17 protein-coding genes are annotated in these 17799 nt (G+C 50.7%); 13 read left to right on the top strand and 4 right to left on the bottom strand.

From position 1 onward, the window contains the following. The first annotated feature begins 1 nt into the window (after position 1). The 9 genes from FZ040_RS08560 (at position 2) to FZ040_RS08520 (ending at position 8202) form a co-directional block, all read left to right on the top strand. Entirely contained in the window at positions 2-1678 is a 1677-nt protein-coding gene (locus FZ040_RS08560) for a type II and III secretion system protein family protein (protein WP_149171606.1), read from the top strand. A gap of 20 nt (positions 1679-1698) precedes the next feature. Then, positions 1699-2532 carry a CpaE/TadZ family protein gene (locus FZ040_RS08555; protein ID WP_149171605.1) on the top strand — a complete coding sequence of 278 codons (834 nt, stop codon included), beginning with the start codon at positions 1699-1701 and terminating at the stop codon, positions 2530-2532. 30 nt (positions 2533-2562) lie between these two features. After that, positions 2563-3693 carry a CpaE/TadZ family protein gene (locus tag FZ040_RS08550; RefSeq protein ID WP_149171604.1) on the top strand — a complete coding sequence of 377 codons (1131 nt, stop codon included), beginning with the start codon at positions 2563-2565 and terminating at the stop codon, positions 3691-3693. Next, positions 3690-4664, top strand: coding sequence for a type II secretion system F family protein (locus tag FZ040_RS08545; RefSeq protein WP_149171603.1), 975 nt, complete (start codon positions 3690-3692; stop codon positions 4662-4664). Before FZ040_RS08550 ends, FZ040_RS08545 begins: the two co-directional genes overlap by 4 nt. Before the next feature lie 64 nt (positions 4665-4728). After that, a complete protein-coding gene (locus FZ040_RS08540; RefSeq protein WP_149171602.1) occupies positions 4729-4920 on the top strand; it encodes a Flp family type IVb pilin in 192 nt (63 codons plus the stop codon). 30 nt (positions 4921-4950) lie between these two features. Further along, positions 4951-5448, top strand: coding sequence for a TadE family protein (locus FZ040_RS08535; RefSeq protein WP_187620287.1), 498 nt, complete (start codon positions 4951-4953; stop codon positions 5446-5448). Between the two features lie 16 nt (positions 5449-5464). Further along, positions 5465-6871 carry a TadA family conjugal transfer-associated ATPase gene (locus FZ040_RS08530; protein WP_149171600.1) on the top strand — a complete coding sequence of 469 codons (1407 nt, stop codon included), beginning with the start codon at positions 5465-5467 and terminating at the stop codon, positions 6869-6871. Further along, on the top strand, positions 6871-7815 hold the full coding sequence (locus FZ040_RS08525; protein WP_149171599.1) for a type II secretion system F family protein: 945 nt from the start codon (positions 6871-6873) through the stop codon (positions 7813-7815). Before FZ040_RS08530 ends, FZ040_RS08525 begins: the two co-directional genes overlap by 1 nt. A gap of 27 nt (positions 7816-7842) precedes the next feature. After that, entirely contained in the window at positions 7843-8202 is a 360-nt protein-coding gene (locus FZ040_RS08520) for a DUF192 domain-containing protein (RefSeq protein ID WP_149171598.1), read from the top strand. Here the strand turns inward: FZ040_RS08520 and FZ040_RS08515 are convergent. Then, positions 8199-9422, bottom strand: coding sequence for a TadE/TadG family type IV pilus assembly protein (locus FZ040_RS08515; protein WP_149171597.1), 1224 nt, complete (start codon positions 9420-9422; stop codon positions 8199-8201). The two genes, FZ040_RS08520 and FZ040_RS08515, sit on opposite strands and share 4 nt — an antisense overlap. Positions 9423-9560: 138 nt before the next feature. Then, positions 9561-10151 carry an AAA family ATPase gene (locus FZ040_RS08510; protein ID WP_149171596.1) on the bottom strand — a complete coding sequence of 197 codons (591 nt, stop codon included), beginning with the start codon at positions 10149-10151 and terminating at the stop codon, positions 9561-9563. 342 nt (positions 10152-10493) lie between these two features. On the opposite strand from FZ040_RS08510, the gene FZ040_RS08505 reads away from it, so the two are divergent. The 4 genes from FZ040_RS08505 to FZ040_RS14245 all read left to right on the top strand — a co-directional run bounded on the left by FZ040_RS08505 (position 10494) and on the right by FZ040_RS14245 (position 16119). Beyond that, entirely contained in the window at positions 10494-11402 is a 909-nt protein-coding gene (locus FZ040_RS08505; protein ID WP_149171595.1) for a Ppx/GppA phosphatase family protein, read from the top strand. Between the two features lie 127 nt (positions 11403-11529). Then, positions 11530-13959 (top strand): DNA gyrase subunit A, encoded by a 2430-nt coding sequence (gyrA, locus tag FZ040_RS08500; protein WP_149171594.1) that lies wholly within the window; start codon positions 11530-11532, stop codon positions 13957-13959. Positions 13960-14139: 180 nt separating this feature from the next. Further along, entirely contained in the window at positions 14140-15600 is a 1461-nt protein-coding gene (locus FZ040_RS08495) for a methyl-accepting chemotaxis protein (RefSeq protein WP_255448814.1), read from the top strand. Positions 15601-15612: 12 nt separating this feature from the next. After that, positions 15613-16119 carry a methyl-accepting chemotaxis protein gene (locus FZ040_RS14245; RefSeq protein ID WP_255448813.1) on the top strand — a complete coding sequence of 169 codons (507 nt, stop codon included), beginning with the start codon at positions 15613-15615 and terminating at the stop codon, positions 16117-16119. Positions 16120-16186: 67 nt separating this feature from the next. Here the strand turns inward: FZ040_RS14245 and FZ040_RS08490 are convergent, their stop codons facing one another. Beyond that, positions 16187-17419 (bottom strand): NAD(P)-dependent malic enzyme, encoded by a 1233-nt coding sequence (locus tag FZ040_RS08490; RefSeq protein ID WP_149171593.1) that lies wholly within the window; start codon positions 17417-17419, stop codon positions 16187-16189. 130 nt (positions 17420-17549) lie between these two features. Further along, entirely contained in the window at positions 17550-17675 is a 126-nt protein-coding gene (locus tag FZ040_RS14360) for an IS3 family transposase (RefSeq protein ID WP_439653916.1), read from the bottom strand. Positions 17676-17799 lie beyond the last annotated feature (124 nt).

The raw sequence follows: 17799 nt of genomic DNA, 5'->3' as shown, positions 1-17799 counted from the left end.
CATGATGCAATGGAAAAATGCCCTTGCTTTGGGGATGGCAGCAGCAGCCGTAGCAGTTCCGGCACCTGCCTATGCCTATGTTCAGCCAATCTGGCTTGGGGTCAATCAGTCGTATTATTTAAATACCGGCAGTGGCATCAGCCGCGTGGCCGTAGCCAATCCGAAAATCGCCGATGTGAAGATTCTCGGGGCAAGTGCCTTGAACGTCGTGGCCTTTGCACCGGGCACGACGACGCTTAATATCTGGACGAAGAACGGCATGCGCCAGGAGTACAGCGTTACGGTATCCAAAGAGGATAAGGGGCTCGCAGCTATTATCGAAAAAGCGATTGACCTGCCGCATGTAGAAGTAACGATGGTCGGCGACCGTGTCCTGCTCAAGGGGCATGTCGAAAACCAATACGAAAAAGAACTGGCTTTTAAGATTGCCTGCCTGTATGTCGGGGATGACACAGTAGCGCAGACGAAAAAAGTGACGAAGAAGATGCAGGATAATGTGTCTGGTATTGCTTCAAATATCGAAGGCGATGAAGCCATCGACACCAGCGCCAGAGTCGTGAACCTGCTCGAGATGACGAATCCGGACCAGATAAATATCGAGGCCATGGTCATCGAAATCAATTCCGATGCGGCCAAGCAGCTTGGTGTCGAATACAGTTCGCCGTCGAATGTCGAGTACAATCAGGATTCTAAATGGACGAAGGTTACCAATGGTTCTACCGGTTCGTTTTATGCCGGGGAAACCTATGGCAAGACGCGCGATCAGGGAAACCACTGGTATAACCGCAACTGGCTGTTTACGCATTTTTCCCAGATAAATGCCGATATTCATGCTTTGGTCAATAAGGGCAAGGCCAGAATCATCTCCCGCCCGAATATTACTACGATGAGCGGCAAAACGGCCGGTATCCTCGTGGGCGGCCAGATTCCCGTGCCGATGAAAAGCAACGATACGGTATCGGTCGAATACAAGCCCTATGGCATCCAGCTCAATCTCGTGAAGCCGGCCGTCGATAACGACGGCAATATCACGGCCGATGTGCAGGCGATTGTCAGCCGGCTTGACTGGTCTAATGCCGTTACGGTAAATGGGTTTAATATGCCGGGACTCATAACGCGCCAGGCAACGACAGTCGTCAACATTCCGACTGGCATGACCATGGCCATCGGTGGTCTGCTGAACTCGGAGGACAGCCAGAGCATCAGTAAAGTGCCGCTCTTGGGCAATATCCCCGTGGTTGGAGAGCTCTTTAAATACCACAACAAATCCCGTCAGAAATCAGAAATCATGATCATGATTACGCCGCGCGTAGTCAATGAGCAGACGCGGACTACGATGTCGGAAAAGATGAAGGACGCCTATGTCGAAAGCCGCCGGGAGAAACAGAAAATGCCAGCGGTAGACCTCAACGAGGAACTTCCGTCTAAGCAGGAGGAGAAGCAGGAAAAGCCAGCAAAAAAGAAAAAGCCGGCCAAAGTGGTGGAACAGCCACAGGCAGAGCCGCCGGCTGGCAGTTTTGCTGAACGGCTGGCGAATTTGCGCCAAGAGATAGCGGCAGAAAAACAGGCAGAAGAAGCTGCCGCCAAGGTAAAGCCTGCTAAGGCAGCGAAAACAACGTCACCGGTTTATTCGTTGGATAATATCCAGAAGCCGGAGGTAATTCAAGGGGCGCAGTAACGAGGAAAGGAGACATCATCATGCCAGATATTGAAAAGGAAATCCATGGTGCGGTGTTCACTTTTTTCAGTACGGCCTCAGCCGTGGGGAAGACGCTTCTAAGCTGTAATATGGCGTCGGAATTGGCACGCCAGCGCAAGCGGGTTTGTCTGGTGGATTTCGATCTTCAGTTTGGCGATGTTTGCAACTATCTGCAGCTGCTTCCTCAGCGGACGCTGGCAGATGTCCAGCAGGCGATGCTCATGCAGGGCGAAGCCTGCCATGTGGAAGAATATCTGACGCCTTACGAATACGGCGGGGTGGTGTTCTACGTTTTGGCGGCGCCCAAGAAGCTGGAGGAGGCCTACAACATCCAATCGGATTACGCCATCAGGGCAATCCGCCAGCTGCAAACAAAGTTTGATTATGTCATCGTGGATACGACTTCGATGTTCAGTGTGCTCAATCTGGCGCTGCTGGATTTATCGACTATCGTGACGTTTTTGGGCATCGTGGATTTCATCCCGACTATCAAGAATATGAAAATCGGCAGCGATACGCTCAATGACTTGAACTACGATAAACACAAGATTCGCATGGTGCTCAACCGGAGCAATGCGAAGACCCGTATCGGTATCGACGATGTCGAAAAGCTGCTCGGCGAGCCTTTCTATCATATCCTGCCCAATGATTTCCGGGCAGCCAGCCAGTCCATCAAAGAGGGCATCCCGTTGGTGCTGAAAACGGAGCGTACCGACCTTGGCGAGGCGCTGCGTGACTTGGTAGCCCGTTATACGAATCAGGGCTATGAAGAAAGCGACGAGGGCATGGACGAATATGTCGGGGAATCCTGGCTCAGCCGTATTTTTGGCTAAAAAAATCTTAGCAAGAAAGGAGGAAGTCCGGTGATTAATCGTGTGCTGCTCGTTGAGCGCGACCGCTTGATGCTCGAAAAGCTCACGCAGGTGGTGCAGGGCACTCGTGGATTCGAACTCGTCGCCCGCTATCAGTCGATAAGTGATGCGCTGGGACAGGGGGCGATATTCAATCCGAATCTCATCTTGCTCGATATCGAAAAACAGAATTCCGTAGCTCTCATTGCAGACTTCCTCAAGGTATATCCTAAGGCATCCATTCTCTGCATGGGCGAGAAATGGCAGGCTGAAAGTGCCAGCCATATCGTCAAAGCCGGTGCCCGCGGGTATATCATAAAACCGTTTACAGGGGTAGAGCTGCAGGAAGCAGTCGATACCTTTGCCAAAATGGGGTCGGAGAGCGGCTGTGAAACCTTGGTGTTTTTCAGTCCAAAGGGCAAGAGTGGCAAGACAACCTTAATTGCTAATCTGGCCGTAGCGCTGGCCCGCAAGACCCACGAGCAGGTCGGCATTATCGATGCGGATTTGCAATTCGGCGACATGGCAGTGTTCTTCAATCTGGCACCAAAATCGACCATCGTTGAAGCAGCCCGCGATGCGAAATTCCTGTCACCAATAACCCTGCATTCGTACTACATGCCCGTTACGCAAAACGTCAGCGTGCTCTGTGGTACGGAGACGCCAAACCTCAGCGACAAGGTGTCGATACGGCGGCTCGAGAACATCATCAGCATGAGCCGGAGCCTGTTCCGCTACCTGCTGATTGATGTGCCGCCGGGGTTCAATCCCACGAGCATTGCGGCCGCCGAGAAGTCGAATACGACTTTTCTGGTCAGCATGATAAACGACGCCTATGAAATCGACCACACGAAACGGGCCTTGGAGATTTTCAAGGATTGGGAGGATTATAACGAGCGGGTAAAGGCCATCTTCACGCGGGTAGAGCCCTGCAACAGCCAGTCCCAGCAAAATCTTGCCAACAAGCTCGGTTATCCCGTAACGGCCATTATCCCGAACGAATACGGCATCGTTTCCGATGCGGCGGATAATGGCAAAATGGCCAGTGATATCCGGCCGGACAGTCCGCTCGCAAGGAGCGTTGACCGGCTGGCTGACGAAATCACCGGCCGCGGTCATAGAATCAGGTGGGAAAAGTCATGAGAATTATCCTGGCATTAGCAGTCACCATATTTTGTCTGATGATGTTTTTGCTGCTGCTGCGCATCAAGGCGCGGGAGCATAAAAATATCGTCAATCGCATGGAGTATTTCTCAGGCAATGCGGTGAAACTCCGGCAGCAGCAGCTCCGGCAACGTCAACGCAAAAAAGTCAAAGGGCAGTTCCGGGATATCGTCCGGAAGGCTGCGCAAAAGGTGCAAAACATCCAAAAGGGGAATCAGCTGGATTTCAAGATGCAGCAGGCCGACTGGCCCTTGCTGGGGTCTGAGTTTGAAGTCATTCTGGTAATCTTCGGGGCGTTTTGTGCCATCCTCACACTGGCAGTCACGCTAAAACCGTGGATAGCTTTAGCGGCAGGACTGGCCGGTGTGATTCTAGGTATTATAGTGCTCGACATCAGCATCAAACGGCGGCAGAAAGCCTTTACGAATCAGCTTGGTGACATGCTGACGATGGTGGCCAATGCCCTGCGGGCCGGCTTCAGCTTTATGCAGGCGTTTGAACTCATCGCCCGCGAAATGGATGCGCCAATTGGCCGCGAAGTCCAGAAGGTCGTCAATGAGGTAAATGTCGGCGGAACGCTGGAGACAGCGCTTGAGAATATGCAGAAGCGCGTGGAAAGCCCCGATTTTGAGCTCGTGGTTACGGCCGTACTGATTCAGCGGCAGGTGGGCGGCAACCTCGCGCAGATTCTCGATACCATCAGCGGAACTATCCAGGAACGCGTCCGCATGCGGCGGGAAGTCATGGCTTTGACGGCACAGGGGCGAATGTCGGGCATCGTACTGGCACTGCTGCCAGTAGCACTAGGCGTGTTTTTGACAACGGTGAGTCCGGACTATATGCGGCCGCTGTTTGAGGAGACCGCCGGGCAGATTGCCATTGCTGTGGCCGTCGTAATGGAGATTATCGGCTTTCTGGTCATCCGCAAGATTGTCGATATCAAAGTGTGATATGTGATGCCCTTCGGGGTTTTACATAAATATATTGTTCTATTTTTTAAGGGAGGAACTTAATATGAAGGAGATTCTTGAGTATCTGAAAGCACGTTATCTGAGTGAGAAAGCTCAGGGTATGGTGGAGTATGCCCTGATTGTCGCTTTCATCGTTGGTGTGGCTGCAGTTGTATTTGCTTCTAATGGCAGCTTCCAGGCAGCTGTAAATGCTGGTTTTAACAAAGTTGCAACTAAAGTTAATGCTATTAAATAAGTTATAGCTTGGCATGGGGAGATGACAGAAATGAAATTGATGCAAAAGGGTCAAAGCATGGTGGAGTTTTCTGTCATCTTTCCTTTTTTCTTATTCCTGGTCTTAGCCGTTGCTTATTTCAGTTTTGCTTTTGCCGATTATTTGCAGCTTACCTATATTGCCCGCGACAGTGCCCGTGAGGCGGCCATTGTTTCGGTATCATCCCAGGTGAATAATAAAACGCGGACGGAAAACGAAAAGCAACAGGCGCGTGAGGCAAAATATAAGGAAATCTGCAATAAGTATAAAAAAGATAGCCTTATTTCTGACGTTTATACCATGGGGGATTTTAAGATAACCTCAAAGGATGACGATGTCTTAGTCAAGATAAATGCCCCGTTGAATGAAAAATCCGTATTGGGAAATACGATAAATACCTTGTGGAATTTCTTTGCCAAAGAAAATGAAAAAGACAACAATAAAGTGCGAGCTTTTGATATAAATATCCAGTACAAGATGTACAATGAGAAAAATGTCGATAAGACTTAACGGGAGGTGAGATACGATGTCATTACTTACGCGTCTCGGGCGCATGGATGGGAAAAACAGACAGGTCATGATTTTTTCCTCCCATGAGGAAAATCAGGATATGGCCGAGGAGGCTTCCTACCAGAATATCAAACATCGTATTCACCAGCGCATCGTCGAGGAAATGACGCCAGCAGAACAGCGGGTGCTTTCCTCGGTCAATCAGGATGCGCATCAGGTTGAAGCGGTCATCAGCAAATACTGCCAGGAAGTCATGGAGGAAGAGCCCTTCGCCGTTTCCCGCGGCGAGGTAAAGCACCTTATCGAGGATATTCAGGATGAGATGTTAGGGCTCGGTCCTATCCAGTCGCTGCTGGATGATGATTCCATTACCGAGGTCATGGTAAATGGGCCGAAAAAGGTATTTGTGGAGCGCTTGGGTAAGCTGGAATATACCGATGTGAAATTCCATGATAACGCCCATCTGATGAATATTATCGAGCGCATTTTGACGCCGCTCGGACGCCGTATTGATGAGTCATCGCCACTCGTTGACGCACGTCTCGAGGATGGTTCGCGTGTCAACATCATCATTCCGCCGCTGTCCTTGGTGGGGCCGGCCATTACGATTCGTAAATTTTCCAAGAAGCCATTGTCGGTGGAGAATCTGATTTCGTTTGGCACGATGGATGAGAAAATGGCAACGTTTTTGCGGGCTTGCGTCCGCGCGCGCATCAATATCCTGGTATCGGGCGGTACCGGCTCGGGTAAGACCACGACGCTTAATGTCATTTCCTCGTTTATCCCCGAGCGGGAGCGCATCGTCACCATCGAGGATGCGGCCGAATTGCGGCTCCAGCAGGAACATGTAGTGACCTTGGAGTCGCGCCCGGCCAATATCGAGGGCAAGGGCCAGATTACCATCCGCGACCTCGTGCGCAATGCCTTGCGCATGCGTCCGGACCGCATTATCGTCGGTGAGGTTCGAAGCGGCGAGGCTCTCGACATGCTGCAGGCTATGAATACCGGTCACGATGGTTCGCTGACGACGGCCCATGCCAACAGCCCGCGCGATGCGCTTTCGCGTTTGGAGACGATGGTGCTTATGAGCGGTCTGGAACTACCCGTGCGCGCTATCCGTGAGCAGATTTCCTCGGCCATTGACCTGATTATCCAGCAGTCGCGAATCCGCGATGGCAGCCGCAAGATTACGTATATAACGGAAGTCCAACACATGGAGGATAACACGATTACCACCCAGGATATCTTCCGTTATGAGCAGACGGGGTTCGATGAAAATGGCAAGGCAATTGGCCACTTTGTGCCGACGGGCCTCCAGCCGGGATTCCTCGACAAATTTGAATTAAATGGCGTAGAACTTCCCGAGGAGTTCTTTATGCCAAATGGCGGCAGTGACGAGAATTATGACAGGAGTGTATTTTGATGATGGTTGCTTTTTTTGCTATGTCGGTATCACTTCTAATATTCCTGGGGTTATTTGGCCTGATAGAAAAAAAGATCCGGCCGCAGTCGCAAATCCATCAGCGCATCCTGAGTATTCAGGACCATGCGAATATGCAGCCTTCGGCTTCCCAAAAGGCGGTGGCAAAGCGAAAAACGCTCAAGGATATTCCGTTTGCCAAGCGCGTAGTCCAGCCACTAAGACAGTCAATCGCCAAGTCGATGACCAAACTGGCACCGAAAGAGTGGTATGCAGTCATTGCAGCCAGGATTTCCATGGCGGGCAAAGCCAAGGAATGGACGGTAAATGAATTCGTCTTTTCGTGCCTGCTGGGCGCAGGTGCCATGTTTGGGCTGATATTTATGATGACCTGGAATGGCCATTATGCACTGGTTCAAAAAGTGATGTTTCTGATTTTGGGCAGCCTGCTCGGCGGTGCCATGCCAGTTGTCTTTTTGAATATCATGATTCAAAAGCGGCAGGCGGCCATACAGCATCAATTGCCAGAGGTGCTCGACCTCCTTTGTGTCAGTGTTCAGGCAGGTCTGTCGTTTGATGCGTCAATGCGCAAGATTACCGACCGCATGAAAGGGCCGTTTGTGGAAGAATGCCAGCGCATGCAGGAAGATATCCGCATGGGAATGGTGCGCCGGACTGCCATGCATAATGTGGCCAGCCGCTGCAAGGTACAGGATGTTTCGCTGTTTATGACTTCGCTTATCCAGGCGGAACGGCTCGGTACGAGTATGGGCAAGACGCTGAAAAATCAAGCCGATAATATCCGCGAGCGGCGGCGCCAGTATGTAAAGGCAGAAGCCATGAAGGCACCGGTAAAGATTATCTTTCCGTTGGTAATGTTTATTTTCCCGGCTTTGTTCGTCGTGGCGCTGGTACCATCGCTGTTGTCGTTGATGAAAAATCTGTAAAATTCTTTAAAGAAAGAAGTGCTCGGTATGAAGATTTTATCCTTACAAGTAACGGGCGCTGAAAAGAAAAAAAATCCGTTACTTCAGATTGAAGTAGCGGATTCTTTTTTTCGGCGTTTTTTAGGTCTTATGGGCAGAAAGAAATTAGCGCAGGGGACAGGTTTATTAATTGCTCCTTGCAACAGTATCCACATGTGTTTTATGCGGTTCCGGATAGATGTTGTCTATCTAGATAAAAATTACCGGGTGGTAAAAACCGCAGAAAACATTCATCCCTGGATTGGCTTTTCCTGCTGCTGGAAAGCCTGGGCCGTTATCGAACTGCCAGCGGGGGAAATCAAGCGGCTGGGAATAGCGGAAAATATGGTATTCCGTGCTGTGAATTAACTCCAATCAACATCACTGTCATCGGCGAGCGAAACATCGGCAGAAGCAGTGCCGCCATCGCCACCGGAAATGTCGGGGGATTCGTGGGTAAATGTGCGGCTCGAAGACTGTATTTTGACATTTTTAGAAGCCAGGGAACCGTAGAAATTGATTCCGCTAGGGTTCCAGTTCAATTCGCCGGCATTGGGGGCGTAGATTGTCGCATGCAAAGTGACATCCGAATTGCTGTCGGTTTCGATGGCGAAATTGTCATAGCTTAGATTGATATAGAGCAGTTTGCAATTGATATCTTTTTTGACGATTAGATTGCCGGTTCCCTTGGTGACGATGAGAATATGCGTAGCGTTGGGGTCCGAATCAATTGGCCCATCGAGCTCAATGCGGCTGACGATTTTATCGCCATCGCCACTGCCGTCGACAAAGATTACTTTGGATTTGGAAAGGTCAGAAGAATGCAGGGTTTGCGAGTGGATGTCGTTCTGCATGGATATCTTTTTCGTGGAGCTGGAATTTTTCAGTGACTCGATATAATCCTTCAGGGCTTTATTTTTCGAATCATCGATCGATATAGCCAGGCTGCCGTTATAATAGTCATCACCGCTTGGATTCCAGGTCTTCCCCTCGGAGGAATGAAGCTGAGACATTTCTGTTCCGTTTACAATATCGCCCTGCACATATACCGAGGCGTTACGGTTGGTGTGGATGATGTCGCCGTTGAATTTCTTTTGGTTGGAATTGACGACATAAAACGAGTTTTCAAAGGTTACCAGATTGTTAAACAGCGGAAAGGTTGGCGAGGTGCTTTCGGTGTAGATTTTGGCATTGGCATGGGCGGATATTTCCATGAATTCAAAATTGAAATAACGCAGGAATATCATCGGCACTTTTTCGGTGAGTTTTACGACATAGTACTGAGTCTTTTGCGGATTGCTTTTGCTTTTCTTTACGGCAAGATATGGGTCTTCGCTTAAAACGTATTTTTGATTGTCATTGATTAAGGCTTTTGCTTTTTTATCAGCGGTATCTTTGTCGAATTTTCCTTTATTCCTCATTTTTGCTCCGCCTAATGCGGCGGCATCAGCCGAGTTTTGCAGGATGGATTTGTGAAGGTAGACGTTGCCAAAATCAATGGCGATTCCAGTGAAGGCAATCAGCAGGGGAAATATCAAAGCGGTCAATGCTAAAATGGCGCCTTTTTGCTGTCGATTTTTTGCTATCATAATCCAACCTCTTCCTGTTATTTTTTTTTATTTCTGTATAATATTTTACCCTTTTTCTCCGTTTTTTTGAAGAGAAAAAGGGCGTTTTTCTTGCAAAAAAACGCCAGACGATGTCTGGCGTTAAATCCGTTTGATTGATTATTTTATCATGGCTTCGAAGTCTTTTTGCGGAATGACGGTGGTGAGCCCCATGATGGACAGAAGCTGGGCTAGTGTCTGGTTGAGGTCGCCGGTGTTCTTGATGACGTGGTCGGTGATTTTCCAGCTGTCGAATTCCTTGTTGTTTTCGGCATACTGGAGATGGTATTTTATTTCGTCATTCGTGTAGCCGTCGTGCAGCATGCGGTCTACCAGGGTCAGGTAGTCGACCATGAGGTAGACGGTAGCGAGTTTTTTCTTGATGAGCTTGCTGAGCTGCTTGATACCGTTGACTTCAAGAATCATGATGCTGATTTGGTGGTCTTTGAGCGAATCGAGAATATCGTTCTTGCGAATGCCGTAGGAGTCACCCTTGTGGGTGAACTGCACCACCAAATCCAGCTGATTGAATTGTTCGCGGCTCACACTGCGGTAGAGGTGAGCGCTTTTTTGCTGGGACCGGCCGCGGTCGGGGAAAACGTAAGTGGTATAAGTGGGGATGAAATGAATTCCCATAGCCGTTAGTTTGGAAGCCATGGTAGCCTTGCCGGCGGCGTGAGGGCCAACTAGTGCATAAATTCTATTCGTCATAATATCTGCATCCTTACTGTTACTTAAAATTTCCTGGCAAATAAATTTCGTCTCTATTTTAGCATAGGTTTGTGCAATACAAAAGCGGGAACAACCGAACGTTCCCGCTTTTGCCGCCTCTATACCTTCTGCCTACACCCACATATACAATATGTAGGTGTTCTCCCATGAATATAATACAACATTTGCGAAGGGATTTCAATAGGGGGAGATTGCAAAATTTTACGCGGAAAATTTTGTGTTAAGTTGTAAAGGGATATGGTTTTGTATGACGAATAACTACAATTAAGAAAATTTATAAGCCGCTGAGAATAAGAACCAAGATGATAGGAGACGGACAAAATGCTTCATGGAATCATAGATATTGGCTCGAATACGGTACGAATGGCAATTTATCTGATTGAAGGCAGTCATATTGAGATGCTGCTCAAGAAAAAGCATACGGTAGGGCTCGCAGGTTATTTGAAAGATGGCCTGATGCAGCAGCAGGGTATCGATAAGGCGGTGGAGATTTTAGAGGAGTTCAAGTCGTTTTTGGAACTCTTCCGGATAACGAATGTTTCGGCGTTTACGACGGCGGCGCTTCGCAATGCCAAGAACAGCCGCGAGGCCGTCGGCCAGATTGAAGCGCGCACCGGGCTTACCATCCGGGTGATTACCGGGGATGAGGAAGCGACGTTTGATTTCATCGGGGCTACGCGGACGCTGTCGTCGGATGATGGCTTGCTGATTGATATTGGCGGCGGCAGCACGGAGATTGTCACCTACCGCAGCCGCAAGATTGAGTATAAGACCAGTCTGCCAATCGGCTCACTGGCTTTTCGCACCCAGTATGTCCATGGCCTGCTGCCGACACTCACGGAATGTATGCAGATGCAGGCGGCGGCCGAAGAGGTGTTAAATGGCGCTGAAGCGTTTGCCGGTGTCCAGGTCGATGGGATTGCCGGTATTGGCGGAACGCTTAAAGGCGCGTCGGCGCTCTACAATATCCTGTTCAACCAGCCGGCCGCCAACAACCGTCTCGAGACGAAGCGCCTGCGGACGATTATCGGCAATTTCGTCAGCGACCATGAGATGACGCAGGAAATGACGATTGCGCTGATGCGGGCGGTGCCAGACCGCATGCATACGATTATCCCCGGTCTGGTCATTGCCGACGTGCTGGCGCGCAGGTTTAAGGCGAAGGTGATTACCTACAGCGATTCGGGGGTCCGGGAAGGATATATTTACGATCAGATTATTGGCCGTTGATTCATTGGCTTTTTCGGCGATTATATGGTAAAATATAACAGTATGAATTGAGAATTCAAGGGCCCGGCTGCTCATACGGCTGGGCTTTGTTTTTGTAAGGAAGTAATATTTGTTTTGAGGTGAGATTGTGGATTTTGGTCATGGAAAGATAGTCCCGGTCAATCTGGAACACGAAATGAAGAACTGCTACATCGACTATGCGATGAGCGTTATCGTTGCCCGTGCGCTTCCAGATGTCCGTGACGGCCTGAAGCCGGTACACCGCCGCATCCTTTATGCGATGCAGGAAGCCGGTATGGGGTCCAATAAGCCGTATAAGAAATCGGCGCGTATCGTCGGCGAAGTTCTCGGTAAATATCATCCGCATGGTGATTCCTCCGTTTATGACGCTATCGTGCGCATGGCGCAGGATTTCTCGATGCGCTACATGCTGGCTGACGGCCACGGCAACTTCGGTTCGGTCGATGGCGACCCGGCAGCTGCTATGCGTTACACCGAGGTCCGTATGTCGAAGATTTCGGAGCTCATGCTGCAGGATATCGACAAGGATACGGTGGAATTCGTACCGAACTACGATGAGTCGATGAAGGAGCCGTCGGTTCTGCCGGCGAAGTTCCCGCAGCTGCTCGTAAATGGTACTTCGGGTATCGCCGTCGGTATGGCGACGAATATTCCGCCGCATAACATGAGCGAGGTCATCGATGGCACGCTGATGCTCATTGACAATCCGGATGCTACGGTTGAGGAACTAATGACGGTCATCAAGGGACCGGATTTCCCGACGGCCGGTCTTATCCTCGGTTCCGAGGGAATCCGGCAGGCGTATACGACGGGCCGCGGCATCATCAAGATGCGCGCCAATGCTCATATTGAGACGATGTCGAATGGCAAGCCGCGCATTATCGTCACGGAGTTGCCGTATCAGGTCAACAAGGCACGTTTGGTCGAGAAGATCGCTCAGCTCGTCCGCGATAAGCAGATTGAGGGCATCACGGACCTGCGGGATGAGTCTGACCGCAATGGTATGCGCGTTGTCGTCGACCTGCGCAAGGATTCGAATCCGAATGTCATCCTGAACCAGCTCTACAAGCACACGCAGCTGCAGGACAGCTTCGGCGTCATCATGCTGGCGCTCGTCGATGGCAAGCCGCAGGTACTCAACCTCAAGCAGGTTCTGCATTATTACATCAAACATCAGGAAGATGTCATCACCCGCCGGACGAGATACGAGCTGGCTAAGGCTGAGGCTCGCGCGCATATCCTCGAAGGTTTGACGATTGCCCTCGATCACCTCGATGCAGTCATCACGACCATCCGCGAGAGCCGCACGGCCGATATCGCCCGCGAAGCACTCATGTCGGGCTTTAAACTCAGCGAAAAACAGGCTCAGGCAATCCTCGACTTGCGTTTGCAGCGCCTGACCGGTCTCGAACGCGACAAGATTCAGGAAGAATATCAGGAAGTCTTGAAGGCTATCGAGGAGTATAAAGCAATTCTGGCTGATGAAATGCGCATCCTGGCCATCATCAAAGATGAGCTCAAGGCGGTTAAAGAGAAATACGGCGATGAGCGCCGCACGAAACTCACGATTGATACGTCGGAGATTGATGTCGAAGACCTCATCGCGGAAGAAGACGTCGTCATCACGCTCACGCACAACAACTACATCAAGCGCATGCCGCTCGATACCTATCGCCGCCAGAACCGCGGTGGCAAGGGCATCAAGGGAATGGGAACGAAGGAAGAGGACTTCGTCGAGAATATGCTCATCACGACGACCCACCATACCATCCTGTTCTTCACGACCCGCGGCCGTGTATACCATCTGAAGGCCTACGAGATCGCCGAAGCAAGCCGTCAGGCCAAGGGCACGGCGATTATCAACCTGCTGCAGCTTGAACAGGGCGAGAAGATTACGGCTGTCATCCAGGTCAAGGGCTTCGATCCGGATCGCTATCTCTTCATGGCAACCCGCAAGGGTATCGTCAAGAAGACCAGCCTGTCCGAGTTCAGCAACATGCGCAAGGTTGGCCTGATTGCCATCAACCTTGATGACGATGATGACCTGATTGGCGTTAAGTTCACTGACGGCGAAAGCTATCTGATGCTCGGTACGAAGAGCGGTAAGGCAATTGCCTTCTCCGAGGACGATGTCCGCGCTATGGGCCGCACGGCTCGCGGTGTCAAGGGAATCAGCCTTGGCATGGGCGACGAGGTCGTCGGCATGGATATCCTCACGCACAATGCCGAGGTACTGACGGTAACCGAGGGCGGCTACGGCAAACGCACGCCGACGGAGGAATATCGCAGCCAGACGCGCGGCGGCAAGGGCCTTATCAATATGAAGGTTACGGATAAGACGGGCTATGTCATCGGCATCAAAGTCGTTCGTCCGGACCAGGAGCTCATGCTGATTACGACGGATGGTATTGTCATCCGCACCAATGTCGAAGATATCTCCGTTATCAGCCGCAACACGCAGGGCGTTAAGCTCATGAGCACGGCTGAGAATGATAAGGTCGCTTCGATGGCTACGATGGATCAGAAAAACGATTGACAAGAAATAGATTGTTGCGCATAAAAGAGCAGGCTTTTTAGAAGCCTGCTCTTTTTGTTGTAAACAATATTGCGAATTTTTCTACAGTAACAAGGACTTTTTTGCAGGGTGTCGAAGTATTGGCCATAGGGAAATTTTTGTCCGTTGTGGACATAAGATAAGGAAGAGAGGGGGGTAAGTATGGGGATAAGACAAAAATTTTACGTATTGGCTTGTGTTATCGGTGTCTTGCTGGCCGTAATATCGGTTATTGGGTTTTATACCGCCGATAAGAATCTCGAACAGGCTGTGGAGCAGGAACTTTCTGCCACCGTGGGACAGGCTTCCCATAAGATGAATGGCTGGTTGTTGCAAAAGGGAAGTTCGGCGCAGTATGCAGCGGATTTGATGACGGAGTTCAATGGCGATGAGGAAAGGCTGCAGAGCATTGCTTCGCTGGCTTTGGGGGCTTCAGACAATGAAATCCTGGATTTGAACATAGGTATGGAAGATGGCTATTTTGCTTCCTACCGCACCCAGAACAAGAGCACGGGGAAACTCGATCCGCGTACGCGTGATTGGTATAACGATGCCAAAAAGGCTGGTAAGATGGTATTTACCGAACCGTATATCGATAAAAACACCGGTAAGCTGGTGGTTTCGGCCGTAGCTCCTTTCAAAAAGGATGGACAGTTCTACGGTTCGCTTTGTACGGATATTGATTTGGCCGTGGTGGATGATACGGTCAAGAAGTTGAAATATCACGATGAGGCTGGTATGGCTATCGTAACGGATGAAAAAGGTATAATCCTGGGTAATGGCGGACCAGGCGATATCGGTTCGAAACTCCAGGAGCTGCCTGGTATTGGTACGCATTTTGAAGAAATGATCAAAAATGGCAGTGGCTATTTCTTTTATGATAGCAATACCGATGGCAAGATGATTTGTGGTTACACAAAAGTTGAGAGTACAGGCTGGCTGTTGGCCATGAGTGTTCCTTATGACTATGTATTCGCTTCGGTTACGACGCTCAAGACCGTATATGGGATTCTGACAGTGGTTGGACTTATTCTGGTACTGGGCGTATGTTTCCAGTTTGCTGGCCGTATTACGCGTCCGCTGGTGGCGCTGGAAGCCCATGCGGCCGAGATGGCCAAAGGAAATCTCGGCATCAAGGAACTGCCGGTGGAAACGAGCGACGAGATTGGCTCGCTTACTGGTGCGTTCAATACGATGAAGAAGAATCTGCACGATTTGATTTCGCAGATGGCGACGACGGCAGAACAGGTAGCGGCCTCTTCGGAGGAGCTGACAGCCAATGCGCAGCAGTCTGCGGATACGGCGGTGCATGTAGCGGAAAATGTCGGTGATGTCAGCGCTCAGGTAGCCCAGCAGCTCGACGAAGTTGAAAAGGCAAAACAGAGTGTCGATGGGGTTTATCACGATATCGATTTGATGTCGGAAAAGGCCGTACAGGTTACGGTCGCATCGACGCATACGGCTGAGGCAGCCAAACGCGGCGCGGGGCTGATGGAAGAGGCTATCCGCAAGATGGGTTCCATTGAGAAAAGTGTTATGGAGTCGGCCGCTGTCGTTAAGGCCTTGGGCGAAAATTCGCAGCAGATTGGCCAGATTGTCGAGGCTATTTCCTCGATTGCCTAGCAGACGAACCTGTTGTCGCTCAATGCAGCGATTGAGGCAGCCCGGGCTGGCGAGCAGGGCCGTGGCTTTGCGGTCGTTGCCGAAGAGGTAAGGAAGCTGGCGGCTGAGTCGCAGGAGTCAGCTGAACAGATAAAAGCGCGCATTTCGTCGATTCAAAGTGATACGGCTCAGGCTGTCGAGTCGATGCAGAATGGCACGAATGAAGTGACGCAGGGCACGAAAGCCATTCGCGATGTCGGCGAGCAGTTCGAGGATATCATGACGAAGGTCGATGACATCAACCAGCAGATGGCACAAATCAATGATGCGGTCAGCAAGGTTTCGGCAGGAGCAGAGCAGATTGTCACGGCTGTTGATGCTATTGATAGTGTCAGCAACAAGACGGCGAATAATACGCAGACGATTTCCTCGGCGACGGAGGAACAATCGGCCTCGAATGAAGAGATTGCAGCTGCTTCGCAGGCGCTTTCCACGTTGGCCGGCAAGATGCAGGAAGCCGTGGGCAAGTTCAAGATTTAATCGCGAGAGAATACAAAAACGGCGTATGCTGGAAGCATTGGCTTCCGGCATACGCCGTTTTATGAGGTTATTTCGCCAGCAGCTGACGCGTGTGCTCGGCAACCATGGCTGGCGTCATGTCGCGGTTGCGGGCGACGCCGGTTTGGCGGGCGGCATGGGCCACGGCGGCGGCAACGGCCGGTGCTACTTCCGGGTTGAACGGGCTCGTGATGACGTGATCTTCATCAAGCTGATTCGGCTGGATGAGGTCGGCAATGGCCTTGGCGGCAGCGACTTTCATCGTCTCGTTGATTTCGCTGGCGCGCACGTCGAGGGCGCCGCGGAAGATGCCTGGGAAGGCCAGGAGGTTGTTGACCTGATTCGGATAATCGCTGCGGCCCGTGCAGACGATGCGGGCACCGGCTTCTTTGGCAAGATTCGGCAGGATTTCCGGTTCGGGGTTTGCCATGCCCATGACGATGGCATTGGGGTTCATGGTGCGCACCATGTCCTGTGTGACACAGCCAGCGACGGAGACGCCGATGAATACGTCAGCCTTGCGGATGACGGACTCGAGCGGGCCCGCCTCGTTCTGAGGGTTGGTGATTTTGGCAATGTCCTCCTTATAGGGATTCATGCCGTTCGGCCGGCCGGCGTAGATGGCGCCGCGGGAATCACAGAGGATGATATTGCGGCCGCCAGCGCTGTAAATAAGGCGTGTAATGGCCTGGCCGGCAGCACCGGCACCATTGACGACGAATTTGGCATCGGCAAAGGTTTTGCCGATGAGCTTGAAGGCATTGATGAGTGCCGAAACGACGACAATGGCCGTGCCGTGCTGATCGTCGTGGAAGACCGGGATATCCAGTGTCTTGCGCAGTTCTTTTTCGATGTCAAAGCACTGCGGGGCTTTGATGTCCTCGAGGTTGATGCCGCCAAAGGTCGGTGCAATGAGCTGGACGGCTTTGATCACTTCCATGGGGTCCTGGGTATCCAGGCAGATGGGGACGGCATCAACGCCGGCAAAGCCTTTGAATAGGACGGCCTTGCCTTCCATGACGGGGAGACCGGCACCAGCGCCGATATTGCCGAGACCCAAAACCGCCGTGCCGTTGGTCACGACGGCAACCATATTGCCTTTCGTGGTATAATCGTAGATTTTCTGTGGGTTATCGCGAATCTCAAGACAGGGAGCAGCGACGCCGGGAGAATAAGCCAAGGTTAAATCCTCGGCACGATTCAGGGCAACTTTGCTCGTTACTTCGAGCTTTCCCTGATGTTTTTTATGTAAGGCCAAAGCCTGTTCGTTAATATTATCCATAAAGGAATCGTCCTTTCTATTCTAGGGGAATTTAGTGAAATTGATTGTTATTTTTACAGAATAAATTATAGTAGCCTTGATTTTTTTTTCCAATATTGATTTTTCATAAGGGGATAGTTTTTTTTTATGACTAAAAAAAGGGCTGTGAAATTACAGTTTGAATGTAGTTTTCAATCGAGTCTATTAGATTCTGTTTGCTGGTAAATCGTTTGCCGTAGTACATCTCTCGCTTTAGGATGCCCCAGAATCCTTCCATAGGTCCGTTGTCAATGCAATGGGCTACACGGGACATACTTTGGGTCGTTCTCTGTTTTGTACCACAGGCCCCTCATACCACTTGAATTCTGTGACATCAGTCAACCACTTCTCATTGGGCGTAT

This window comes from Pseudoselenomonas ruminis, assembly GCF_008271295.1.
Classification (GTDB): Bacteria; Bacillota; Negativicutes; order Selenomonadales; family Selenomonadaceae; genus Selenomonas_A; species Selenomonas_A ruminis.
Note: the sequence above shows the minus strand (reverse complement) of the source record. Positions and strands in the feature narration are given on the sequence as shown.

Coding starts and splice junctions, on each gene's coding strand:
- FZ040_RS08555 (WP_149171605.1), top strand. CDS start 1,699: ATGCCAGATATTGAAAAGGAAATCCATGGTGCGGTGTTCACTTTTTTC.
- FZ040_RS08495 (WP_255448814.1), top strand. CDS start 14,140: ATGGGGATAAGACAAAAATTTTACGTATTGGCTTGTGTTATCGGTGTC.
- FZ040_RS08510 (WP_149171596.1), bottom strand. CDS start 10,151: ATGACGAATAGAATTTATGCACTAGTTGGCCCTCACGCCGCCGGCAAG.
- FZ040_RS08535 (WP_187620287.1), top strand. CDS start 4,951: ATGAAATTGATGCAAAAGGGTCAAAGCATGGTGGAGTTTTCTGTCATC.
- FZ040_RS08490 (WP_149171593.1), bottom strand. CDS start 17,419: ATGGATAATATTAACGAACAGGCTTTGGCCTTACATAAAAAACATCAG.
- FZ040_RS08530 (WP_149171600.1), top strand. CDS start 5,465: ATGTCATTACTTACGCGTCTCGGGCGCATGGATGGGAAAAACAGACAG.
- FZ040_RS08540 (WP_149171602.1), top strand. CDS start 4,729: ATGAAGGAGATTCTTGAGTATCTGAAAGCACGTTATCTGAGTGAGAAA.
- FZ040_RS08515 (WP_149171597.1), bottom strand. CDS start 9,422: ATGATAGCAAAAAATCGACAGCAAAAAGGCGCCATTTTAGCATTGACC.
- FZ040_RS08525 (WP_149171599.1), top strand. CDS start 6,871: ATGATGGTTGCTTTTTTTGCTATGTCGGTATCACTTCTAATATTCCTG.
- FZ040_RS08545 (WP_149171603.1), top strand. CDS start 3,690: ATGAGAATTATCCTGGCATTAGCAGTCACCATATTTTGTCTGATGATG.
- FZ040_RS14360 (WP_439653916.1), bottom strand. CDS start 17,675: ATGGAAGGATTCTGGGGCATCCTAAAGCGAGAGATGTACTACGGCAAA.
- FZ040_RS08520 (WP_149171598.1), top strand. CDS start 7,843: ATGAAGATTTTATCCTTACAAGTAACGGGCGCTGAAAAGAAAAAAAAT.
- FZ040_RS08505 (WP_149171595.1), top strand. CDS start 10,494: ATGCTTCATGGAATCATAGATATTGGCTCGAATACGGTACGAATGGCA.
- FZ040_RS08560 (WP_149171606.1), top strand. CDS start 2: ATGATGCAATGGAAAAATGCCCTTGCTTTGGGGATGGCAGCAGCAGCC.